Here is a 24,527-nt window from a genome sequence, read left to right as displayed (position 1 = left end):
CAATTTAAACATAGATTTTATTGCATTTAATGGACAGGTAAAGGACAGTTTTTCTATAAAAATTTCTTAAAATTGCCTGATTTATTTTGCCGGGCCGGTTAATTAGCGGCAGGACTTAAACCATCATAACAATTTTAAAAAAACGAGGTTTACCTTGTTATAAATAACACTGCGGCATATGCAGGATATCATAATAAAATGACTAATAGCGGTACAGGTTCAAATTTAACAGTTGATGTGGTTTTAATTGGCGCAGGTATTATGAGCGCCACCCTTGGTGTAATGCTTAAAGAGCTGCAGCCCGATCTGACGATTGAAATTTTTGAACGCCTGGATGTTATCGCTGCCGAAAGTTCGGCCCCGATGAACAATGCAGGTACCGGTCACTCAGCATTTTGTGAATTAAACTACACCCCTCAGCTTCCCGATGGTACCGTTGAAATAAAAAAAGCTATTAAAATTGCCGAGCAGTTTGAAACCAGTAAAGAGTTTTGGGCTTATCTTATTGAACAGGGCCTTTTAAATAACCCGCAAAGTTTTATCCGTAAAGTGCCGCATATGAGCTTTGTTTGGGGTGAAGAAAATGTTGAATATCTAAAAAAACGTCAGCAGGCCCTTACCAAGCATCATTTTTTTAAAGGGATGGAATACTCGGAGGATAAAGCTCAGATAAAGAAATGGATCCCGCTGGTGATGGAAGGCCGCGACCCTGATGAAAAAGTATCGGCAACGTTTATGGATATCGGCACCGACGTAAACTTTGGCAGCCTTACCAGTGCGCTTATAGATGAGCTTAAACAAAAAGGAGGCGTAAACATAAGCCTTAATCATGATGTAAGAGATATTAAACGCAATGCCGACGGTACCTGGAAAATTACGGTAAAAGATAAAAACACTGGCAATAAAAGAAAACTGAATGCTAAATTTGTTTTTGTTGGTGCCGGTGGTGGTGCCTTGCCCTTGTTGCAAAAATCAGGAATTCCGGAAAGTAAGGGCTTTGGCGGCTTCCCGGTAAGCGGCCAGTGGCTGGTATGTAACAACCCCGATGTGGTAAAACAACATGAAGCCAAAGTTTATGGTAAGGCATCGGTTGGTTCGCCGCCAATGTCGGTTCCTCACCTGGATACCCGGATGATCGATGGTAAACGATCTTTACTTTTCGGTCCATATGCAGGTTTTTCAACCCGCTTCCTGAAGAAAGGATCTCTGCTTGATCTTTTTGGTTCTATTAAGTTAAACAATATACTTCCCCTGCTTGCTGTGGGACGCGATAACTGGCCTTTAACCAAATACCTCATATCTCAGGTTATGCAATCGCCTGCCGACAGGCTTAACGCACTTAAGGATTACATGCCAACGGCCAAAGCCGAAGACTGGGATCTGGATATAGCCGGCCAGCGTGTACAGGTTATTAAAAAGGACGCCAAACATACTGGTGTGCTGGAATTTGGCACAGAGGTGGTTACCTCTGCTGATGGCAGTATCTCAGCCTTGTTAGGCGCCTCACCGGGCGCATCTACTTCGGTACCTATTATGATCCAGCTTATCGAACGTTGTTTTAAAAACCACGTCAAAACAGAGGCCTGGCAGCAAAAATTCAGGCAAATGATCCCTTCATATGGCGTGTCATTGGCCAGTAACGAGGCTTTGAGCGATGAAACCAGGGCAAGGACGAGCAAAGTGTTGGGATTGGTTTAAAATTAACTTAGCGTTGTTCATAAGCCAATGAAAAACTTATTGGTACAGAATAAATTACATCAACAGTAATGCCATAACTGGTGGCGGGTTTCCAGGGCGGGGATAAACGCATCACCCGTAAAGCTTCTTGAGCCAGGATTAGGTTCCCTTGTATGGAGCGAATATCGTGTAAGATGCCCTGCCGATCAACGTTAAAGGTTAAGATTGCCCGCCCCTGTATATTATTATTACGTGCTTCAAGCGGGTATACTATACTTTTCGCAAGGAAGCTTCCGAATTTGTTTAGCCCTCCCATAAATTCAGGGGCAGTATATTCCTTATTAAAAGAATATTTATTACCGCTTTTCGCATAGCTGTTCCCTGCAATCAGGTTGCCGCTTTTATAAGTCGCCTCATAGCGTAAAGTATCGTTTAAGGTTCCATTCCAGGCATTGTCTTTTAAACCGTCTTTTATAGGACCAGTACCGATTGTGTTTTTAAAATCATCAGAATAAAGAATTATAGTACCGTTGCCGTTTTCGGCTAATACGCGTCCTGTTGAGTCAGCGCACTGGGCAACGATTAATGTATCCTTTTTGTAAATTCCGGACAAATAAATTTTGCCGTTGGGATAGTATTCGGTTATATCGCCGGAAAGCCTGCCTTTTTCATAATTGCAAATACGCTTCCTTTTACCATTAGGAAAATATTCAATACAGGCACCTTGTAATTGTGCCTCTATTAAACCTGTATTCGAAACACCTTGAAGTTTGGGTTTCCCATTTAAATAATAATCATTGACGGGGAAAAGTTGGTTATCGGTACTGGAATCTGGTGTGGTTACCATTCGGATAAAATCAGCACTATCTTTACTATTGGTTATTTTCGCTGACGGTGCCAGCCAGGGGGCAACAGTAAAATTCTTCATGTAAGCCATTATAGTGTCGCGTTGTGCGCTTACACGTTCAGTACAAAGGATAATTGCTATTAGCAATAAGGGAACTACTTTACGCATGGGTTCAGGTACAAATCTTATCAAAAAATCAGGTTAAGATAGCAATGAAATTGAAATTTTAAAACCGTTTTTTGATATGACTAAGGCAAGGCTTACGGATCGCCATTGCATATTGCGGCAAATGATCTATGGAAAAGCTCACCTGTGCCCTGATAGCACTGTTGCCTGTGTATCTGTCAATGTTTCGATTGGAACCCCGGAATTAATTTATAACCTCTGTGTGATACATTGATCAACTATTGCTTAACAGGAAGAGTTGCACCCTCTTTCATCTCCTCATTGGCTTGTTTAACCAGTTTATCGCCATCTTTCAGGTCACCAGTAATTTCTACTTTTTCTTTGCCTGTAAACCCTGTTTTTACATCTACCCATTTCGCTCTGCCATCCACGAGTTTCACGACAAACTTGCGTTCCTGCGTAGTTACAACAGCCTTGTAAGGTACCGTAAAGCCAGGATCAGGTCGATCAACGTTTAAGGTGATCTGGGCAAACATCCCGGGCTTAAGCTGTTTTTTTGATTGGGGAAACTAAACTCCCATGTTTCGCTCCGGGTATCTGAGCTGATCGCTTCCGATTTTCGGGCAAGATTGGCTTTAAATACAACACCCGGCAAAGCAGAAACGGTAAACGAGGCCTGGTTATCTTCTATTTTAGTAGCATTATAAGCCTCCGGTACCGACACCTGGATCCTTAACAACGAGTTATCCTCTACAGTAAAAAGCAGGATTTTACCGGTATTATCCACATAATCGCCTTTAAAAATATTACGCGCGGTAACTACTCCGTTAAATGGTGACCGGATAACCAGGTAATCTTCTAATGCATGGTTAGCCCGGGTAGCAGCTTTAGAAGCTTCGTAAGCGGAGCTATCCGTTTTCATTTGGTTGCGGGCAATATCCAGCTCGTTATCTGATATGGCGCCGGGTGTTTTGGATGCTTTTAACAACCGCGAATAAACGCTTTTACTGGACAGGAACTTAGAATAAGCTCCCTGGCTGTTACTGCGGCTCTGCGCCTCGCCGGCTTTTAGTTCCGGCGCGTCCAGGATACAAAGCACCTGGCCTTTACTCACCTTGCTGCCAATGTCCACTTTTACATCTTTTACATAACCGGCTGTACGGGCATAGATATTGGCGCGGTCGTTTGGTATAATTTCCCCGGTGAGGCTGAGTTTATTGCTCACTTTACCGGCTTTAAGTTCAATCAGCTCTACAGGTTGTTTTGCCGGCGCCACCGTAGCTACCGGTGTCTTATTTTCATTGCTGCCGCAAGCTCCAAGTACCAGCGACAGGCCTAATCCTAAATATGTATGTAATGCTTTCATGCGTTTGGTTCTGTAATGGTAAAGTATTTGCTTTCCTTATCGTCGGGATCAAGTGAGATTAACTTAACCGGGCGATCGCCGGCTAAGGCATGATAGATCAGTGGTAAAATTAACAGGCTCAAGAGCAACCCGAATAATAACCCGCCTATTACCGCTATGCCTAAAGGCGCGGTCTGATCCCCGCCCTCACCTATTCCCGATGCCATCGGGACCATACCTGCGATCATTGCAAGGCCGGTCATCAGGATTGGCCGCGTCCTATCCCTGATCCCGATCAGAAATGAATTTTCCGTTCTTAGTTTACGATAGCTTTCTGCCTGTATGATAAACAGGATAGCATTGGCCACCGCCACGCCAATGGCCATAATACAACCCATGTAAGATTGAATGTTTAAGGTTTTGCCCGTTAGCCACAGCAATAAAAAACACCCGGTCAATACGCCTGGTATAATACCGATCACGATCAGCGAAATCCTGAATGATTGGAAATTAACAGCCAGCAACAGGAATATCACGACAATGGCCAGCAGGACACCTGTTTGCAGTTCATCAAATGTTTGCTGAAACGCTTCTGCCTGGCCCTGCTGCTGGATCTTCATACCATCGGGCAACTTGCCTAAGCCCGCAATAATCTTATCAATGTCGCTGATGGCAGCGCCTAACGATTTGCCATGCAGGTTAGCTGTAAGCGTGATAAAACGCTTTTGGTTTAAACGGTCGTACTCCCCTTCTATCCTACCCATCTTCCAACTGGCCACATCCCGCATAAACACCTGTTTGCCGCCATTTGAACCCAACAGGATATTATCTACTTTACCAGGGTCGTTCATGACAAACTCCGGCACCTGAACCTGCACCTGGTAAGCAGTGGCATTAGCTTTATCCAGCCAGTAATTGGGCTGGGTAAACCTGCTGGAAGACGTGGCCGCGATCAGTGATTTACTTGCGTCATCTACCGTTAAGCCTAATTGTCCTAACCTAACCCGGTCAAACTCCAGTTTCATGGCGGGGTAACTTTGAGGTGCGCCATAGGTAATATCCCGCAGGTATGGCAATTTGTGTAGTTGATCCAGGATCCGCTGCGCAAAATCCCTGTCCTGTAATAAATTTTTACCCAATATCCTAATCTGTACAGGGGTATTGGTGCCCTGGCTCATCACCTGGTCTACCAGGTCCGACGGCTCAAAGGAAATTTGCATGCCGGGTATTTTCAGGGCCACTTCTTTTCTCAAAGTTTCCTTAAAATCTTCGAGATTTATGCCTGCATTCTCCACGAAATTGACTTTAAGAACTGCTTCCTGAGGGCCGCTTGTCCATAAGTGGATGGCATTAACAGGGTATGACAGAACCCTGGTTGCCGATAAAGGCAGAAGTAATGGCTATTTTTTGCCCGCCCGATAAACTATCTATCAGGGCCAGCAATGCTTTGGTTTTAGTTTCAGTTCGCTCGAGACGGGTGCCATCGGCTAAACGAATCCTGACCTGGAATTGGCCTGCATCAACTTTAGGAAATAATTCTTTTCCTAAAACATTGAACAATAAAACCGCGGCAACCACAGATACCAACAGGTATACCGTAACAATCAATGTAGATGCGGTGGCGGCTTTTTTCAGCCATTTGCCATGCCGGTCTTTAAATTTACTCGTCTTTTCACCCTCTTTCGCCTTTTCGCTCAAATGATCCTTAAAAAGCCAGTTGGCCATGACCGGGACAAAGGATTGTGAAAGCAGGAATGACGCGATCATGGCCAGACCTACCGCTAAGGATAAAGGCAAAAACATCGCTTTGGGAATACCGGACATAAAAAATGCCGGAAAAAATATCGCAAGGATACATAGCAATATTAACAGCTTGGGTAATGCTATCTCTTTAGAAGCTTCTAGTATCGCCCGGCCTTTGGGTTCGCCTTTTTCCTGGTGATGATGGATGTTTTCTATAGTAACGGTAGCTTCATCTACCAAAATACCAACGGCCAGCGCCAGGCCGCCTAAAGTCATGACATTGATGGATTGCCCGAATAATTTCAAACAAATAATTGCTGATAACAAAGCCAGCGGAATAGTAAGTACCACAATGAGCGATCCCCTCCAATCGCGCAGAAATAACAGTACCATGAGGCCAGTGAGTACGGCACCTAATATCCCTTCTGTAGTTAAACTCTTTATCGAATTGATGACATAGCCCGACTGGTCAAACTCGTAGCTCACTTTGATATCCGGCGGTATGGCAGCCTGCATATCCGGCAATGCCGCTTTAACCCGTTGAACCACATCCCAGGTAGAAGCATCGGCCCTTTTGGTTACAGGAATATATACTGAGCGTTTGTCGTTAATGAGCGCATAACCTGATGTAATATCCGCCCCATTATCTACCGCGGCCACATCATGTACAAAAACAGTCGGGCCGCTGCCAGTTTTAATGGGAATATTAGCCAGGTCCTGGATATTTTCCACAACCGTATTTTGCGGCGTGATCAACGTTTGGTCGCCTACACGAATATTACCCGAGGGGGTGATGACATTCCCCTTGGCAATGGCGGTTACCAGATCCTGGGGTGTAACGTTATAACTGCGTAATTTATCAGGATCCGCTTTAATGAGTACGGTTCTCTGGTTACCCCCAAACGGCGGCGGAGCGGAAACACCCGGCAGGGTTGAGAACATGGGCCTTACCTTAAACAAGGCCAGGTCCTGCACTTCAGACAGGGAGCGCGTTGAGCTGAATACCAGTTGCCCTACCGGTACACTGCCGCCGTCAAAACGGGTAACAAAGGGAGATATAGTACCCGGTGGCATAAATGCCCTGGCCCGGTTCACCATCGCCACAACTTCACCGGTGGCCTGGCCCATATCAGTACCCTCATGAAAGTTCAGCTTTAGCAGGGTTACGCCTTGTATTGTCTTGCTTTCAACCGATTTGATGCCGGTAACATACAGAAAGTGGTATTCATAATAAGAAGTGATATAACCTTCCAATTGCTCGGCAGACAAGCCGCCATAGGTTTGTGCTACATAGATGGTTGGGGTGCCCAGTTTTGGAAAAATATCTACGGGCATATTGCGAATAGAAATTACGGAAAAGAAAATGATGGCGATAACCGCGACAATGATCGTTACCGGTTTTCTTAATGAACCATATAAAAGCTGGATGATATTCATTTTCCGTATTGATTTAAAAAGATATCTATATTGCCCTGGTAAGCAGCCTTAGTTAATAAAGATTTCCAGGCTCCCCAATAAGCGATCTTAACCGAGGCTTCCGATTGGTAGAGCAATTGCAGGGATTGGATCACATCATAATAACTGATGAGCCCCGACTGATAGCGGGAGTGTATTGCCTGGTAGGCGTACTGCGCCGCTTTCAATGCTTCCGGGGCCAGGCGGGCAGATTGTATGGCCTTAGTTAAAGCGGAATCTGCGATTTCCCGCTCAGTATTCAAATGAAGTTCGGTTTGTTTAAGCTGCTCCCGGCTGGTCTCAATATTCAGTTGCTGCTGTTTGAATAAGGGTTTCTGTCGAAATACTTCCATGATAGGAAAAGAAAGCTGTGCGCCGATACCATAATTATACCGCTCAAAACGCCATCCATCACCATTATTAACCGCCCCATCGGCGGCTACGCCTGATCCGCGGCCATAACCCACGCTCCAGATAGTTAGTTTAGGCAAAAGGCTTCTTTTGTAGGTTTTAAGGGTTAACTCATTGGTCAGTACATTGGTTTTTTGCAAGCTAAGCTCGGGATGTTCAGTATCATCAGCATTGAGTGGAACAACAGGCAGGCTCTTAAACATCGCAGAATCTGCCACCGGGGTACCGGGTAAGTTACCACCGGTAAGTTCTTTTAAAACGATCAGGCATGAATCCCTTCGGCGTTCAAAAGCTATGAGTTGGATCTGTGCTTTAGCCAGTTCGGCGTGAAAAGTAGATGAATCCGTTCCGGGCCTTAACCCGCTTGATACAACAGCCTGCGATTGTTTCAGGTGATAAGCATCCCTGCTGATATTACTTTGATAAACTTTAACCAGGTCGGCCGTAAGCAGGTAATTGAGCCAGGCATTAATCACAAATATCTTATGCTGAAAAATGGTAAGCGTTTCGTCGGCTTGCCCGTTTTTGAGTTTCCCCTGGCCAATTCAACGGTTGCTCCACGCTGCCCAAAGGTAAAAGGCTCCCATTGCAGGTTCAGAGCTGCGGCACTTCCTGGCGTGCCTTTATAATCATTTGATTTGCTTGGCGGGCCGCTGATAGGTGTAATGTATTGCGGGTAAATCATACCCGTAATATTGTTGTAAGTAGCGTAATCTACCTGGTAAGATGCATTTATAGAAGGAATGATGCCGTTTTGCTGTAATTTAACGGCATATTGCAATCCCTGGGTCTGCAAACGTTTGGCTTTAATCAGCGGATAATTACGGGCCGCCGTGCTGAGCAGGGAATCAAGGTAAATGCTGCCGGATTGCTGTGCATGAAGCTGCAGACAAAATAACCCGATGGCCAGCATCAACAGTATAATTTTTGAGGTTTTAGCCTGATAAAATTTCGAATAGGTTTTTGAATACACTATATATAAATTTATGGTTGCAACGCTATAAACAATCTACTGGAAAAGCTTGAATAAAATTTACCATTTGGACAGATTTTACTTTTTGGCCAGGCTTTTTTATACTCCGAAGGGCTTTGCCCCGTATGCTGTTTAAAAATCCTCGAAAAATGGCCCTGATCAGAAAAGCCGGTCAGGTAAGCAATCTCCGTGAAGCTGTGGGTGGTGGTCCCCATAAGGTTAATGGCTTTTTCAATCCGCATTTTCCGGATATAATCGCCAAAACTCATATTCTCAAAATATTTGGAAAACTCCCTGGATAAATAAGCAGGGTTGATTTCCAGCTCTTCAGACGCCTGTTGCAGGCTCAGGCTCATATTGGTATCGATTTGATCCTGGATCATCTCTTTAAGTTCCTTTGTCCAGGACGGCGGTTTTTTATCTCCTTTAGTCTTGAGGTACTGGTGGTAAACCTCTATAAGCCTCTGTTCAACAGGTCCATCTGTATGCTTTTGTTTATGGAGGTATTTGGCCCAGTTGTATAGTCCATCGTAGATCACCATGCCTAATGCCAGGAGTTGCTGATCATCGGCAATATCATGTCTTAACCCCGAAAATACCGCTTCCAACCCGGCTGATTGCGGTGCAAAATCGTGACGGTCGGTATCCGCGCCCCTGATTATCGAGGCAAGCCGGTTTAAAGCTGCATCTTTTAACTGGTGTTTTTTAAGGAAATAATCAAAGGTGCATTGATCTTCGTAGTGGGTATACTCTACATTGGGAATATCAAAAGGGATAGCATCCAGCTCTGATGCCCTCACCAGCACTTCCTCGTACGGAACGTAGATAATTTCACCTTCAGGATCAATGAAGCGTTTGATGAGCCACGGGCAGGCAATACGGTCAATTTTAGGACGGGCACGCGTGATCCATTTCATAGCGGATCAAAGTTAAAAATCTAAAGCATATTAGTGGCGACCCCATTCCTATAATCGGCAATGGAATTAGTGATAATTATGATACATAAGATTTTTTAGACTACCAGAATTATTGTTTTATCATTCCGCTATACACATCGGGCAGGCGCTCTACCTCAACGCTGGCTAATATAAATGCGCCGACACCTTTAGCATCGTTAGTTATTACCATTTCGCTTAAATAATACTCGTAACTCCCATCCCGGTATGGTTTCCCTCCAAGCCCCGATACACTCACGGTGCCGTTAAGATTTAACTGTCCATTTGCATCTGTTTCAATAAACTTTTTGATAATTCCGTTATAGCCTTTTTGAATGGCGGGTAAATAGGTTGGTTGTAAGTATCCCTGCCTCACCGCTTTTGCCATGGTGTATACAAACATGCATGATGCTGATGCTTCCGGATAATTCCCTTTGGCGTAACCTTTGTCAAGTACCTGGTACCACAAGCCAGAATTTTCATCCTGATATTTAACAATTGCCGCGGCAAACCGGTTAAGTATTGCCAGTAACTCCACGCGTTTGGGATGCTGCGCCGGAAAATAATCAAGCACATCAACCAATGCCATCCCATACCAACCCATTGCCCGGCCCCAAAAATTAGGCGACTGGCCGGTTTTCGGGTTAGTCCAACGTTCTTTTTACTTTGGTCCCAGCCATGATACAACAGCCCGGTTTTTGTGTCGCGGGCCTTTTCTTCCATCAGGATAAATTGCCTGGCTATATCATTAAATGCCGTATCTTCATGAAAAGCGGCAGCATATTCAGCATAAAAAGGCTCGCCCATATATAAACCGTCCAGCCACATCTGGTTTGGATAACGGTTTTTATGCCAAAAGCCTCCTTCAGGTACACGCGGTTGTTTCCGCAGTTGCTCACGCAGCAACGTTGCCGCTTTATAGTATTTTTGGGCACCCAGCACTTTATATAACGTCAACAAATTACGGCCGCACAATACGTTATCTATATTATAATCAGCTTGCCGATAGGTGCGGATATTGCCGTCGGGCGTAACATATCTGTCCATACATCGCTGTATATAGGTGAAGTATCTTTTGTCGCCTGTTTGTTGCCACACGCCCTCTATGCCTTTCAAAATCACGCCCTGGTCATAAGTCCACTTGTCGCCGGTTGTCAGGCTGTCTTTCCAGATAGTCATAACCGTTTGTGTCATGCGCTGCGAATAAGGCTGCTTGTTTTGAGCCTGTAACATCAATGAACACTGTGCAAGGATGGCAATAATAAGCAGACACCTTTTTATAAGCTGATTACTTCTCATACGAATTCATTTTGGTGATGATAAACTAACCGGATCATCTTCGTTTATTTTTATTTATTGCTGATTAACAAATCATGGATACCGGTTCCAATATAACCCACACAACGTGTTAATTATTAGGCGTTACCCTAAACCAGTCTACATCAGCATAACCCGAATCATTGATCTGGCTTGTACGCGTACAAAACAAGCCAATCTTGGCCCCAATCCAACGGCCTGCCTCGGCCGTAAATTGCCTGCCGGTATTTTTATAATCTATTCCATCGGTGCTGTAGCTGAAGTTACATACAGCGTTCTTCGTTACTTTAACACGCAGGTAAACAGTTGGTGACGATAGCTTCGTAATCACTTCCTCCAGCTCCTTTTTGCCCTTATCTGCTTCTGTACAAGTAGTAAATACCAGGTATATGCCATCCTTTCTACTTTGCATGGCTATATTAGCGTAGCTGAAACCCATAATGGTAAGTCCCGTTTTTTCACCCTCCAGCTTTAAGTTAGGCGTAAAGGTGATCTTGGCGGTAGCCATAAATTCATCAGCCGGAAACTTTTGTAATAGCACATTTGGCGTAAACCACAGGTTAGCGGCATCATTTGGGGGTTGATAACTATAAAGCCTCAAAGCGCCTTTATTGGTGTTCATAAACATCCATACGGACTTCGCGTTAGCCATCCATTGCCATTGTAAGCCCGGAGATATGGTATTAAATTCGTCACTTTCCTGCGGAGTGCTCACCGGAAAGATTTTACCAACATTGGGCTTTTTATACGTTAATACCGGTTCGCCTTTGCCATCACCATCCTTATCCACACCAATAACAGGCCAGTTATCCCTCCAGATCATTGGTTGTAAATGCACTACGCGCCCATAAACGCCCTTATCCTGAAAATGCAGAAACCAGTCTTCTCCGGTTGGTGTATCCACCCATGCACCCTGATGCGGGCCATTGATGCTACTTTTCCCCTGATCCATTACTACCCGCCGCTCATATGGCCCATAGATATTTTTTGAACGCAGCGCCAGTTGCCAGCCTGTAGGAACGCCCCCAGCCGGAGCAAAAATGTAGTAAAACCCGTTACGCTTATAAAACTTCGGGCCTTCTATGGTAGGGTCCATTTCATGCCCGTCATAAACAATCACGCCATCGTCAACTACCCTGGTTCCGTCATTATTTAATTTGTTTACAGCGATTACGCTTTTTATACCTGCCCGGCTGCCTGCAAAGCCGTGCACAAGGTACATGCTGCCGTCGCTATCTAGCAGCGGGCAGGGATCTATTATACCTTTGCCTTCCATTACCATAACGGGTTTGCTCCAGGGACCGGCAGGGTTTTTAGCTTTTACCACGTAAATGCCAAAATCAGGGTCAGGATAATAAATATAAAATTCGTTATGGTTATAGCGGATGGCGGGGGCCCAAACCCCATCGCCGTGCCGCGGTACGTCAAAATGATCAAAGGGTGGCTGCTTCAATAACGCGTAACCTAAGATGCTCCAGTTAACCAGATCTTTTGAATGCAAAACAGGCAAACCTGGAATTGCTTCAAAGCTTGAAGATACAAGATAGAAATCATCGCCAACGCGAATAGCGTCAGGATCGGAATAATCGGCATTTATCACCGGATTTTTATAGGTGCCATTACCCTGATCTGCCACCCATACTTTAGAGATATAACTGGCACCAGTTACGGATAGTCCTTTTTTTGTTGCGCAAGAACCTGTCCGTTTATAATTAATAGCGTAACGAACAGTAATTTATTTTTCATATAAAGGTTTAACATTTGAATGCGCGATATGCGGGGTAAGTCCAAGCTTTAACGACCGGATGCCTGCTAAAACTATTTCGGCCATTTTCAGGGCTCCCAACTCATTAAAGTGCGTATCATCAGCCCGGCCTTCCGGATAATTAATACTTTCTCCCGGAGTAAGGTAATTAAACAACTTTTTTGATCCCTCGGGCCCGAGTTTTTGCAATAAAGCCTGGCTTTCCCTGTCCAGGTCAATCAGCGGGACCTTTTGTTCTGCTGCCAGTTTACGCACTATGGCCGAATACACTTCATGTGTGCCAACTAGGGTTCCTGTTGTATCAAACTTTCTTCGCGCTGCTGGTGTCAGCAATACCGGGTTTGCTTTTTTCCCTGGTTTCGCGGACAGAACCTTGCTAAGTTATCCCGGAACCCCTGCTCATTGATATAGCTCTTTTTAGTGGGTACCTCATCATTATGGCCAAATTGTATAAATACATAATCGCCTTCCTTTAAACTGCCGATAATAGAACTCCATAAGCCTTCACTAATAAACGTTTTAGTGCTTCGGCCATTCTGCGCACGGTTGTCAACAACTACCGTACTATCAAAAAAGCGCTGAAAGGCATTCCCCAGCCTGTCTCGGGAAATGCCTTTGGCTGCTTATTGGCCATTGTTGAATCACCCGCTAGGTATACGGTGGTATGGCCGGGAGTAATCAGAAAAGACATCAACAACACCGCGCTCATTAAAAGGCAGATAAATGATAAGCCTTTAATTTTAATATTACCGCTCCTGTACATCATATATTGTTTTTAGAAAATTTTTTTCTCCGGTTGCATACTTATAGCAAACTCAAAAATTATAAAAAGGGATCATTTATCAGATCCCTTTTATACCGTTTCAAATTAATTATAGCCCGGGTTTTGTTTAAATACATCTTTATTGGTTACGGCATCAATTTGTCCCTGAGGTATGGGTCGTACCAATTCATATGGCTTGAAATTGGCTGCGGCGTCCGGGTTCATAGCCTGGATCCGGCTTGCCAATTTACCCGTCCGCTTCAAATCAAACCAGCGTAACTGTTCGCCGCCCAACTCACGTGCTCTTTCGTCCAAAATAAAATCGAGCGTAACCTGTGCAGGAGTGATCTGCATTTCTGCTATATGACCAGGTTTTGCTGCCCTTGTCCTGAGTACGTTAATATAAGTTGCCGCGGTTCCCGGGTCACCGAGGTTTAATTTTGCTTCGGCAGCAATCAGGTACATCTCGGCCAGCCTGATCACAAAGACATCACGGGCACTTTGGGCCTCAGCTACACTTGCACGTGTTGAATCTTTAAATTTCGATAAAGAAACATAAAACTTACGCTGAATAGGTACCCCATTTGATTTATATACCTTGGACAGGTCATAAGTAACGTATTTACTGCTCTGCGATGCTGCAGGTATAGTTGCATTAGGGGTATAACAAACCGTATCGCCAACTTTAACAGCATTACCATTATAAGTACCTGCTTTGTTAGCATACCAAACACTCTGAAAAGAGCCGGCATAGCGTGAATCATTTTGTTGATCAAACATGTTTAGATAAGCCAAAGTGGGCATATATCTGTTAAACGGCCTTCCGTTTGGAATATCACGGACGAGCAGGCTTGAATTTACCTGGTCATAAACCATCAGGTATAGTAAGTGCCCGTTGTTTGAACCGCGATAGTGCCCGTTTGGATATGTTGCCGAGGTAAGATCGTTATTGGCCAGGTTGGTTGAATAATCAATGGCCCAAATCACTTCCTTATTTTTCAGGTTCCCCATATTCCACAGATCAGCATATTTAGGCTGCAATACATAGCTATAGTTTTTAATCACATCATCGGCCATGTTAAATGCGTCGGCATTCATACCCCGGGTTAAGTACATCCGTGCTAAAAAGGCTTTAGCTACCGGCACTGTTGCCCGTCCGTAATCGGTGGTGGTTGGAGTCAGGTTAGCTACTGCAAATGTAAGATCTTCAAATATCTGCTTGTAAAAAGTCTCTACCGGTGTTTTATTAGCTTCTGTATTGGCGCCTGCAGTTGGTTTGGTGGTAAAGTTTACACCACCCCAGGTTTCAACAATATGCCAGTAATAAAATGCTCTTAAAAAACGCAGCTCGGCTTCGCGGTTCAATTTTTGGGCTGCCGTATAATCTGTAACGGCAGCAATCTGGGCTATACCCGTATTACATAAATTTACACCGGCATACAAGTTGTTCCACAATAAAGGCAGCGGGTCTGCAGTGCCTTGTAAATTAATATATTGAGTAAACATTGGGTATGGGTCGCCGGTACCGCTCGTCCAGATATCCGTTCCCATTTCAGAGGCCAGGTACCCTTCTTCCTTTCCATACCAAAACCGGGTATAGGTATAGGCCGCATTAACCAATGTTTCAAAACCTACCGCTTTGGTATAAACTGTTGTAGCGGTTAAATTGCTGGGGTTATATTCTTCGAGCTTTTTGCTGCAGGCACTAAATAAAGTGGCAATGGCTATAAGCAGCAGCGCCCAACTTTTTAGTAAATTTTTCATAATATGTTTTTTAGATATTAGTATTGGTTAAAAGGAAAGATTTAAACCGGCCAGGAACAATTTAGTAAGTGGCCTGTCAAATGAACCGCCGCCTTCAGGATCATAATCTTTTATCTTTGAGAAGGTCGCAAAGTTTTTGGCGCTCACATAGATCCTCAAATTAGATAAGTGAATGGGTTTAGTTACACTTGCAGGAAAGGTAAACCCAAGCGTTGCGTTCTTTATTTTAACATACGAACCATCTTTGTAGCCCAAGGTTGAAGCAAATGGCTCGGATGCCTTTGTGATATTGGCACTTGGCCTTGGGTAGGCGTTTGTGGGGTTTTCCGGCGTCCAATAGTCTACATTGGCGCCATTTTCAATTCCATTAGGCTCATACTTCAACGCGTATTGAGATACGAACATCTGCCCGATACGTCCAAATACCTGCACATTTAAATCGAAGCCCTTATATTTAAAATCGTTGCTAAAGCCAAAGCTATACCTTGGGACAGCTGAGCCAAGTATTTTACGGTCAAATGTTGTGGTAAACTTTCCGTCATTATCTAAATCAGCAACCTTAATATCACCTGGCTTGTACCCATAAGTTGCAGCCTGGGCGGCTTCAGATGTTTGCCAGATCCCTGTTTTTTGATAATCGTAAAAAGATACAACCGGGTAGCCTATAAACCAGCCATTGGCAAGGTCGTTTACACCATTTGGTAAATACGTGATGCGTTCCTTGTTGCGTGTATAGGTGATATTGGATGTCCAAGTAAAGCTTTCTGACTGGATATTAATGGTTTTCAGTGCAATCTCAATACCTGTATTACGACTTTCGCCAACATTGGCCAATGTTCTTAGCGCTCCTGTTGAGGCAGGTAATTGCTGTGGCAATAACAAATCCCTTGTGTGCGAATCATAATAATCTATAGTGCCCGAAACCCTGTCTTTATAAATTCCGAAATCTATACCAGCGTTTAAGGTTCCTGTTAACTCCCACTTTAATTGAGGGTTTCCGATATTGGGGTCAAGACCATATGCTAATGCGGTGATATCGTTCCATGAAAATGGAATAAGCACTGCCTTGCTTTGGGTTTGGTATGCGCTTACAGCAGCATTGCCGGCAACCCCATAGCTTAAACGTAATTTCAACTCAGAAAACACGTTTTGGGTTTTCATAAATCCCTCATCAACCAGACGCCAGGCCGCGGCCGCCGAAGGGAAGAATGCCCACTTATTTCCCGACGACAATACAGATGAACCATCAGCACGCCCAGTCAGGGTTAGTAAATACCTGTCTTTAAATGCATAATTTAAACGTAATGCTCCTGAAGTTAAATGTTGCCCAACGTAATTACTCGATATTTTTAAGTTAGACGGATTGTTTTGCAGCGCGTAGAAGGATTGATCGGGTATTAGTTGTCCGGTGCCTTGTGCCGCGGATTGGTCCATAACATTTGATTGATAACTGGTAACACCCGTTACAACTACGCTATGCCTTGCTATTGTTTTTTGCCAGGTAATAATATTTTCCCAAAGCAAATTAGTCTCATTTGAATTGGTTACTGATGATAATGACCCTGAAGATAAGGCCCGGTTTATAGTATTGGCACTTTCAAAATGGCCGTTTCGTGAATCAGCCAGCGTAACACCTAAATTTGACCGTATGGTTAAGCCATTTATTGGCTTCCATTCTGCATAGGCGGTTGAGAGCAAATGGGTAATCTTGTTCTTATTTACAAACTGGGATGCGTCGTCATCAAAAAGAGGATTGGCCTGGTTACCGTTACCTGGAAATTTAGCTATACTACCATCTGCATTATACGGATTAAAATAGGGAATAATTTTATTGGCTACGGATAATACCCCATCGTTTCGAAGGTTTTGATCATAATAAGCAAGCTGACTTTGCAGCCCCACCTTAAAAGCCTTAAATAACTGGTGATCTATATTTAACCGCAGGGTATACCTGTTTGAGTAATCATTAGCATATAACCCTTTTTCCTTAAAATAATCAAAAGAAAAGTAAGCTTTTGTTTTTTCACTACCACCGGAAACGCTGGCGTTGTAATCCTGTTGGGAGCCTTTATGCAGTAAAAACCCCGGCCAGTAATATGACAGGCCGCTTTGAACCGCAGCCAGATCGCCTGCACTGGTAAAGACTTTCGGATCGTCGGCAGGAGAATTCCATGTTCCTATAGTTCTGAAGCTTTCACGTTTCAGGTTTGCATATTGCGGCCCTGTCATGGGTACTGGATAGCCTGCAACATCCGAAATTCCATAATATGAACCCGCAGCTACTTTCGGTTGCCCGCTGTTGCCTCTTTTTGTTGTAATTATAATTACACCGTTTGCTCCGCGCGAACCATAAATAGCGGTTGATGAAGCATCCTTTAAAAACTCCATTGATGCAATGTCGTTTTGATTGATATCTTCATAATTGCTGTACTGAATCCCGTCGACTATATAAAGCGGGCCGTTACCTGCAGATAGAGACCGGTTACCACGAACAGTTACGCTTACATTTGCACCTGCGGCACCGCTTGTACGCACGATATCTACACCCGAAACCTTTCCCTGAAGCGCTTCCATAGGATTTGATGCCGCAACTTTGGTGATCTCATCACCCTTAACAGAAACAACCGAACCGGTAAGATCCCTCTTTTTTACCGCACCATAACCCACAATAATCACCTCTTCGAGCGATTTGCTCAAAGGAACTAAAGCCACCTTTAAAAAGGTTTTGCCATTAACACTCTGTTCTAACGGTCTGAATCCTAAAAAAGTAAATACCAATACGGTATTGGCATTGGGAACAGTAATGGTAAAATCGCCTGAAACATTAGTTGCTACACCGATATCAGTGTCTTTTATCCTTACCGATACACCAGGCAGGGGTTCACCTTTTTCGTCGGTTACTTTGCCATTTATAGGTATTGTTTCGATTTGCCCGTTGTTGTTGCTCGAAGCAGGCCCTCCGGTTGCGGTATTAAACAAAATAATATTGTTGTCTATCTGGCTATACCCAATTCCCCGGTTGGCAAAGAGCTCGTCCAGGATATCCTTTACCGATTTGTCGAGGGAAGAAACGGTAACGCGGGTGTTTGGTGACAGGACATTGTCTTTGTAAGCAAACCGCAAATTGGTTTGCTTTTCAATTTTTTTGATCACCGATTTTATCGTTTCGTTACCCACTTCCAGCCTGACATTGATCTTATCAAGCGATTGCCCCTTGCTTGAGGAAGCTAAGAGCAATTGACCGGAGACCAGTAATACCAGCAGGATCATAAAACTGAATCGCATAACTTTTCGGAATGTGTTTAAAAATTGGCGTGCAGAGGCACCGGATAATGTGCACCATTGCTTAAACGCAAGAGTTTTTTTCATAACTTGCATTGGTTTTAATCGGTTAATAATAATTGGTTAAGTACTTGCCCTGTCGCCGAATGATGTGAGAAGTCGTAAGCAACGGGGCTTTTTTTATCTGGAAGGTTTAAAGTATCAATGTTTCATAGGTTTTTTATTTAAGAGGTAAAAAATTGGTTATTATTCACAGCCGGAACCAGATAGTGTAACATCACCCTCCTTACTCCATTTATAGCTCAAATTATTCAGGTGCGATAATACTTTGACAACCTGTTCCAACCCCGTAGTATTTAAGAAGGTGGCGCTAAAACGGCAGCTCCCTATCTTTTCATTATCAAGAATAACTTTTACACCATATCTTTCTGTTAAAATGGCCACGGCTTCTTTCAATGTCATATGATCCATCACCAAATCGGTCTCTTTCCAAAGTACCGTTGTTTTGGCATTCAATATATCTATGGAAGATTGATTATTGATTTCGTTATAACTTATCTGATGATTGGGCAATACAATGCCTAAAGTTTTTTAGGGGTGGATACTTTAACTTTTCCACGGGTTACCGTTACCTGGATCAAACTGCCTTCCGATTTAATATTAAATGCCGTACCTAACACGCGGGTTGTAATTTGCCCTGTATGCACAAGGAAAGGGTGAAGCGGATCATGCCTTACATCGAAATAGGCTTCGCCGGTTAAATATACTTCGCGGGTTTTCCCGTTGAATTTTGCCGGGTAATCTAAATGACTGTTCTTATTTAATGTCACTACGCTTCCGTCGGCCAGCCTGATCTCGTGCACATGGCGGACGGGGTTTGATGGTGTTATCCGGGCCTGCATGGGCATTGGTTTAGGCCTTGTGTGTAAAAAGTACAGGCCTGCGCATATTAACAATGCAACGGTAGCGGCAACCGAACGGATAATTGTTTTGGAGCTTCTTTTTTGAAATGAGTAAACGTTTTTTTCCTTTTTTACAATCTCAAGCAACTTATTGTATAAAACTTCCTGATGAACGACTTCTGCGTCAGCATCAGGTTTCATTTCAGTGTCGGCCCATAGTTTCTCCAATAAACCTTCAATTTCTGACAGATTCTCCTCTTTGGCCATCAGTTCAAAAAGTTCGTTAAACTCTTCTGTAGTACACGAGTTGTCCAGGTATTTTTGAAATAAGTATTTTATGCGAAAAACCGAGGCTGTTGACATGCTGCACTTGGCTGGTTAAAACCAATTCATATACATGACGATAAAATGAGAAGAGAGGACTAATCAGATCTGAAAAAAATAAAAAAAGCGAGATTGTAAGCAAGATGGATAGTTGACCGTGCTTTATAAACTCGCGCATTTTTTTTAAAGCTGTAACAATGTGATTTTTTACGGTGTTTTTTGACAGGTTTAGCTTATCAGCAATTTGCTCATGCGTAAGCCCTTCTTCCCGGCTTAAATTGAGTATCAATTGTTGCTGCTGAGTAAGCATTTGCAAACAATGAATCACATGCTGGTTATATTCTTTAAAATCGTGATTTGAGGCTGCCGTTGCCTGCTCATACTGCATGTGTTGGTTAAGGAGCTGCTGTATTTTTTTCACGGGCGGCCGTACGTAAAAAGTCGAGTGATTTATTTACAGCCATCCGGTGAAGAAAAGCATCAACATTTTCTACTTCACTTAAGATCTCTTTAGCCGACCAGATCTTTACAAAAATATCAAGCACCAATTCTTCTGCAATTTCGCGAGACTTGACAACTTTATAAATATAGGCGAAAAGCCGGGGTTGGTTTTTTTGGAAGAATAACTTAAAAGCAAGCTCATCGCCCGATGACAGACGCTGGTGCAGCGAATTTGATATTTCTGTCACCTGTATCGGATGAGCCCAAATTGTTGAACAAGGCAATATTATAATTGGAATCATAAAGTAACAATCTATTATTCAAATAATCAATAAGTAAGTGAATAAATGATTGTTTAGAATACAATTAATAATACGCTCTGTACCGGTCAACCAATACTTAAATGATATATCGTAAATTATTGCTAAATATGTCGATAACGGAATCTTAAGGTCCGCTTCAGACCTGTCCTGACTTCAATACAAGTGCATCTCCTTCAAACCTGATTCCCGGCCAGCCATAGGCCTTAAACTGACGGATATTCTGATGATCTGTACCATCTGGATTTGCAAGGACGGTCCTATAGTGCTCCGCAAATAAATAAAGCGTATCAGGCTCACTTAGATTATTGAGTTGAGCAAAAGCAAAAACCCTGGCGCTGCCCTGGTTCTGTGCTGCTTCGTTATAAATATTGCCATTTTTAAATGCAGTTGGCTGATGCTCGTAATAATTATTAATAAATTCAATGACGTCATTAAATGTAACCGTACCCTCTTTTAGGGCGGTAAGTAAACCAGACAATTGCTCTTTCATTAAGAAAATATTTTCGCGAAAATAAAATTTAAAAACAGTTATTGACGCAGGTGGTTGATTTCAATTGAAATTGAGCCTGATTAACCGTAGTTTATAGCCAGCCCTGACCTTTCAGATAAGCAACAAATTGCGGGTTTTGCACGGAAAGCACGGGTAACCATAATCCTAACTTTTCCCGTTCCCAGTAAGGGCCGCTACCAGGCGTGGGACGGGAAAAACGGTAACGGTAAATAACAGCACGAATATAACGCGGTGGTTTTCCCGGGAAGGGATTTCTGGCAAATAAACCAACTACCCCCGGGTCATTATGCAATAGTTTCCAGGCCAGATGATATGTCCAGGGGTACTGATCGGCTGTGGACATTGCGGCAAACCACATCTGCCAGTCCAGTCTTAATTGGTACGGCGCCACCTGCCGGGGAGACTGGTCAGGTGCTACCGGCAAGCCTTTATAAGGATAAACTTTCCAGTTTGCACTATCGGGATTGAGGTCTCTTGTTCCTTCAAAAACTACATTAAAACGTTCCTGTCCCACGCTGCCGAATGCACCATAGGTATTTACAAGCTCCAGTGGATCAAATGAGGTATTCATAATTTGTTTGGGCGACAGGAGGTTAAACGCGGGTTGGAAGCTTAGCAATCCTACTATACAAGTTACTATCAGTGCGGTGTACTGCATAGGCTGCGAAACTTCAGCTTGCTCTTCGGCCTTCGCAGCTTTGCGTACAAGTACACCCGGCAAAAGCTTAGCCCAAAAACCATCATCAAGGCAAGCCAGCGCAGGCACAATGGTAAGCCAATTCAAAAAAGAAAGGTTCCCGCTCAGGATGATTGCAAATTGAAACAAAATAATAACACTACCAGCGATGTGTCTGAATATCCGCGGGCCAAAAACAAACCAGGGTGCCAATAGTTCGGCCAGCCAATTGAACCAAACACCAAGCCGCAATAACGAATGTGGCAGAAAGTGAAACCAGCGGCTAAACGGTCCCGGTATTGGCTGGGTTTCAAAATAATAATACAATGCAGTTCCATTGCGCCACACAGCATCGCCACGATATTTGATCATTCCAGCACCAAACATGATCCGGAAGATGAGCCAGCGAAACAGGATGATAACCAGCAAAGGCGGCGGACGTTTGGGAAAAGGCCGCATATCCAGCAAAGGGCATAAAAATATAGCAAGAAAGCCCGTTTCTGTAAGTTGGATTTCCCAGCCATAACCATACCAGTCCTGCCCAACATGTACCAATGATAGATACAATACCCACAATACCCCCATTAAAAACGCGTTGGCATAACCGGCCACAACAATCAGGGATAAAATTAAACCTGTCCATGAAACAAGCAGTAATGCCTGATCTGAATGCCAAAACCAAAACACTGAAGGCAGCCGCATAAACCCTGCTCCTTTTGAACCCAGTGCTATACTTACCTGATGCAAATAATGATCAACCGGTAATAAGCCATTTGAGCCGATTAATGGCAGCACCTGGGTTATAGCCACAAGGAACGCCACCGCGTAAACCGCACCCAGCAGGCGAAGAATCACAAAGCGGCTGAGCCAGTATTGGGGTGTTGAGGTATGTTCAAAGCTATATAACATAGTGACATGTATCTTAAAGTTACAGAGATTTGAAGGCTATGGGTAGAAATATTTGATTAACGCAGTATTCGAATCAAAATGAATTTCTTGCTCATACCCTAAGGACTTCAGCCCAATAAGCAGCCACAGCAATTAAATTTATATATTTATTACCCAAAGCTTAATTCCTAAAAAATGGCAAACAATAAAAAAACTGGTATCAAAGGCATATCGATTCTATGAACTTTGGGCAGCGATTGGCCGACTCTGTAGCGGCCGGCATGGGTTCATGGCGGTTCATCATCATTCAAACCTTAATTGTTGCGTTGTGGATGGCGCTAAACGTAGTGGCCTTTATTGGTCATTGGGACCCCTACCCATACATTTTATTAAACTTGTTGTTTTCAACCCAGGCGGCATACGCAGCCCCGATTATCATGATGGCACAGAACCGCCAAAATGAACGTGACCGCGCCCAGGCCAATGAGGATTTCCGAACCAATGTGGAAGCAAAAAAGAAATTGAAGAATTACAACTGCGCTTAAACGCCATTGAAGTAGACAAGCTTGACAGGATCCTGGCATTGCTTGAAAAAATGGATAAAGAATAATCCATAATCTCACAAACATGAAACCAACCACCTTTTCAGGATAGTTGGTTTCTTAATCTTTGCCAATCGTTTGTTGAGTGTAAAAGGTGTCCATAAAGCGCTGTTTTGGCAAGGTACCACTCGCTTAGCGCGCAATGATGCCTGGTCGGCAGTAGTTGTTGCGGGTAATCCAGCCCCAAACCTTACTATGTTTAATGCTGTTAAAGGTGACGCTCAAACAGCAGATCAAAAGCCGAATGATCGTCCTCTCTGATTCGTGAAAGCAAAAATAGTATCGGCAATTTCTATCATTTGATATCACAAACCTACATTACTAATGTTAACTAAACTTTAAGAAAATGATCGCTGCATGGTTGTTGCAAAAAAATAACCGTGTAATAAAATATTGAATGATAGTTTGTAGATTTAAAAATTATGAGAAACCAAACTACTATTAAAAAGAACTCAAATAGCAGATTCATCCGCATACAGCTTATCGCGGGATTGCTGCTTTTAATAATTTCGGGAGCCAAAGCTCAACAGGCAAAGGATCCTGCCGTTATCGGCCGATGGGATATAACTATTGATAAAGGTGGCAAAAGCCTTCCGTCCTGGCTGGAAGTTCAAAAATCAGGCACACATACCCTGGTTGGCCGTTTTACCTATGCTTTCGGAAGTGCGCGACCAATATCAGAAGTAAAACCACATGACGGCAAATACAGCTTTTCTATCCCGCTGCAATGGGAAGAGGGAAACCGGAACATGGATTTTGAATTTGAGGTTAAGGGCGAAGAATTAACCGGAACAATGGTATATTCAGATGGGGTTACTTATCATTTTACAGGTGTCAGAGCTCCATCAATGACAAGGGCAAAGGCACCTGTTTGGGGCAAACCTGTTAAACTGTTCAACGGTAAAGACACCAAAGGCTGGCATACTGACGGCAAAAACCAATGGGTAGTAGAATCGGGCATATTGAGAAGCAAGCACTCCGGCGCAAACCTTATTACCGATCAAAAATTCAGCGATTTTAAATTACACATCGAATTTCGCTATCAAAAAGGCAGCAACAGCGGCGTTTACCTGAGAGGGCGCTATGAGGTACAGGTTATCGACACTAAAACCGGTGAGCCTGAACCTATCAATAACCAGTTTAGCGCTATTTACGGTTTCCTGCCGCCTAATAAAATGATGGCAAAAAATGCCGGGGAATGGCAATCATATGATATTACACTGGTAGGGCGTTTAGTTACCATCGTAGCCAATGGCACCATGGTGATATGCCAGCAGGAGATTCCGGGCATTACCGGCGGGGCTATCGACAGTAAAGAAGGCGAACCAGGGCCGCTGCTGATTCAGGGGGATCACGGACCTATCGATTACAGAAACATTATCATTACTCCGGCAAAATAAATTACCGAAGGTATATTATTAAAAAAATCAGCCTGTTTACAATAAGCAAACAGGCTG

21 protein-coding genes and 1 pseudogene are annotated in these 24,527 nt (G+C 43.6%); 3 read left to right on the top strand and 19 right to left on the bottom strand.

All coding sequences use genetic code 11. The features are described from left to right. Nucleotides 1–198 precede the first annotated feature (198 nt). The gene (locus ACRQ5D_RS22715; protein WP_091170879.1) at nt 199–1,698 is read left to right on the top strand and encodes a malate:quinone oxidoreductase; all 1,500 of its coding nucleotides are present in this window, start codon (nt 199–201) and stop codon (nt 1,696–1,698) included. 7 nt (nt 1,699–1,705) lie between these two features. Here ACRQ5D_RS22715 and ACRQ5D_RS22710 read toward each other — a convergent pair whose 3' ends face one another. The 19 genes and pseudogenes from ACRQ5D_RS22710 to ACRQ5D_RS22620 form a co-directional block, all read right to left on the bottom strand. Continuing rightward, entirely contained in the window at nt 1,706–2,692 is a 987-nt protein-coding gene (locus ACRQ5D_RS22710) for an energy transducer TonB (RefSeq protein ID WP_091170876.1), read from the bottom strand. A gap of 236 nt (nt 2,693–2,928) precedes the next feature. After that, nucleotides 2,929–3,186: a hypothetical protein gene (locus tag ACRQ5D_RS22705; RefSeq protein ID WP_432326697.1), complete on the bottom strand. Its 258-nt coding sequence runs from the start codon at nt 3,184–3,186 to the stop codon at nt 2,929–2,931. Then, nucleotides 3,165–4,016: an efflux RND transporter periplasmic adaptor subunit gene (locus ACRQ5D_RS22700; protein ID WP_432326695.1), complete on the bottom strand. Its 852-nt coding sequence runs from the start codon at nt 4,014–4,016 to the stop codon at nt 3,165–3,167. The genes ACRQ5D_RS22705 and ACRQ5D_RS22700 overlap by 22 nt, the downstream gene beginning before the upstream one ends. Then, nucleotides 4,013–5,290 (bottom strand): efflux RND transporter permease subunit, encoded by a 1,278-nt coding sequence (locus ACRQ5D_RS22695; RefSeq protein ID WP_432326693.1) that lies wholly within the window; start codon nt 5,288–5,290, stop codon nt 4,013–4,015. Before ACRQ5D_RS22695 ends, ACRQ5D_RS22700 begins: the two co-directional genes overlap by 4 nt. Before the next feature lie 55 nt (nt 5,291–5,345). Further along, nucleotides 5,346–7,175 carry an efflux RND transporter permease subunit gene (locus ACRQ5D_RS22690; protein WP_432326691.1) on the bottom strand — a complete coding sequence of 610 codons (1,830 nt, stop codon included), beginning with the start codon at nt 7,173–7,175 and terminating at the stop codon, nt 5,346–5,348. Further along, on the bottom strand, nt 7,172–8,080 hold the full coding sequence (locus tag ACRQ5D_RS22685) for a TolC family protein (protein WP_431200514.1): 909 nt from the start codon (nt 8,078–8,080) through the stop codon (nt 7,172–7,174). The genes ACRQ5D_RS22690 and ACRQ5D_RS22685 overlap by 4 nt, the downstream gene beginning before the upstream one ends. Further along, nucleotides 8,077–8,577, bottom strand: a complete 501-nt coding sequence (locus ACRQ5D_RS22680) for a TolC family protein (protein WP_432326688.1) — start codon at nt 8,575–8,577, stop codon at nt 8,077–8,079. Before ACRQ5D_RS22680 ends, ACRQ5D_RS22685 begins: the two co-directional genes overlap by 4 nt. A gap of 11 nt (nt 8,578–8,588) precedes the next feature. Then, nucleotides 8,589–9,494 (bottom strand): chromate resistance protein ChrB domain-containing protein, encoded by a 906-nt coding sequence (locus ACRQ5D_RS22675; protein ID WP_431200512.1) that lies wholly within the window; start codon nt 9,492–9,494, stop codon nt 8,589–8,591. 109 nt (nt 9,495–9,603) lie between these two features. Beyond that, nucleotides 9,604–10,691, bottom strand: a pseudogene (locus ACRQ5D_RS22670) (glycoside hydrolase family 88/105 protein). A 229-nt stretch (nt 10,692–10,920) separates the two neighbouring features. Further along, the gene (locus ACRQ5D_RS22665; RefSeq protein ID WP_431200511.1) at nt 10,921–12,465 is read right to left on the bottom strand and encodes a glycoside hydrolase family 43 protein; all 1,545 of its coding nucleotides are present in this window, start codon (nt 12,463–12,465) and stop codon (nt 10,921–10,923) included. A 99-nt stretch (nt 12,466–12,564) separates the two neighbouring features. Further along, nucleotides 12,565–12,927: a hypothetical protein gene (locus ACRQ5D_RS22660; RefSeq protein WP_432326687.1), complete on the bottom strand. Its 363-nt coding sequence runs from the start codon at nt 12,925–12,927 to the stop codon at nt 12,565–12,567. Nucleotides 12,928–13,462: 535 nt separating this feature from the next. Continuing rightward, nucleotides 13,463–15,121 carry a RagB/SusD family nutrient uptake outer membrane protein gene (locus ACRQ5D_RS22655; protein ID WP_091170862.1) on the bottom strand — a complete coding sequence of 553 codons (1,659 nt, stop codon included), beginning with the start codon at nt 15,119–15,121 and terminating at the stop codon, nt 13,463–13,465. A 27-nt stretch (nt 15,122–15,148) separates the two neighbouring features. Beyond that, nucleotides 15,149–18,406 carry a SusC/RagA family TonB-linked outer membrane protein gene (locus tag ACRQ5D_RS22650; protein WP_256337481.1) on the bottom strand — a complete coding sequence of 1,086 codons (3,258 nt, stop codon included), beginning with the start codon at nt 18,404–18,406 and terminating at the stop codon, nt 15,149–15,151. Between the two features lie 243 nt (nt 18,407–18,649). Further along, a complete protein-coding gene (locus ACRQ5D_RS22645; protein WP_432326685.1) occupies nt 18,650–18,976 on the bottom strand; it encodes a FecR domain-containing protein in 327 nt (108 codons plus the stop codon). 8 nt (nt 18,977–18,984) lie between these two features. Next, a complete protein-coding gene (locus ACRQ5D_RS22640; RefSeq protein ID WP_432326683.1) occupies nt 18,985–19,572 on the bottom strand; it encodes a FecR family protein in 588 nt (195 codons plus the stop codon). A 16-nt stretch (nt 19,573–19,588) separates the two neighbouring features. Beyond that, nucleotides 19,589–20,050 carry a sigma factor-like helix-turn-helix DNA-binding protein gene (locus ACRQ5D_RS22635; RefSeq protein ID WP_431200510.1) on the bottom strand — a complete coding sequence of 154 codons (462 nt, stop codon included), beginning with the start codon at nt 20,048–20,050 and terminating at the stop codon, nt 19,589–19,591. After that, nucleotides 20,025–20,318: an RNA polymerase sigma factor gene (locus ACRQ5D_RS22630; protein ID WP_432326681.1), complete on the bottom strand. Its 294-nt coding sequence runs from the start codon at nt 20,316–20,318 to the stop codon at nt 20,025–20,027. Before ACRQ5D_RS22630 ends, ACRQ5D_RS22635 begins: the two co-directional genes overlap by 26 nt. A 211-nt stretch (nt 20,319–20,529) precedes the next feature. Then, nucleotides 20,530–20,883: a HopJ type III effector protein gene (locus ACRQ5D_RS22625; protein ID WP_091170845.1), complete on the bottom strand. Its 354-nt coding sequence runs from the start codon at nt 20,881–20,883 to the stop codon at nt 20,530–20,532. Nucleotides 20,884–20,974: 91 nt separating this feature from the next. Continuing rightward, entirely contained in the window at nt 20,975–22,489 is a 1,515-nt protein-coding gene (locus ACRQ5D_RS22620; protein ID WP_091170843.1) for a lipase maturation factor family protein, read from the bottom strand. Between the two features lie 218 nt (nt 22,490–22,707). On the opposite strand from ACRQ5D_RS22620, the gene ACRQ5D_RS22615 reads away from it, so the two are divergent. Further along, on the top strand, nt 22,708–23,013 hold the full coding sequence (locus tag ACRQ5D_RS22615) for a DUF1003 domain-containing protein (protein ID WP_431200508.1): 306 nt from the start codon (nt 22,708–22,710) through the stop codon (nt 23,011–23,013). A gap of 479 nt (nt 23,014–23,492) precedes the next feature. Then, nucleotides 23,493–24,470: a 3-keto-disaccharide hydrolase gene (locus ACRQ5D_RS22610; RefSeq protein WP_091170833.1), complete on the top strand. Its 978-nt coding sequence runs from the start codon at nt 23,493–23,495 to the stop codon at nt 24,468–24,470. Nucleotides 24,471–24,527 lie beyond the last annotated feature (57 nt).

It is taken from the genome of Mucilaginibacter sp. P25 (assembly GCF_050859465.1).
GTDB classification, from domain to species: domain Bacteria; phylum Bacteroidota; class Bacteroidia; order Sphingobacteriales; family Sphingobacteriaceae; genus Mucilaginibacter; species Mucilaginibacter gossypii.
Note: the sequence above shows the minus strand (reverse complement) of the source record. Positions and strands in the feature narration are given on the sequence as shown.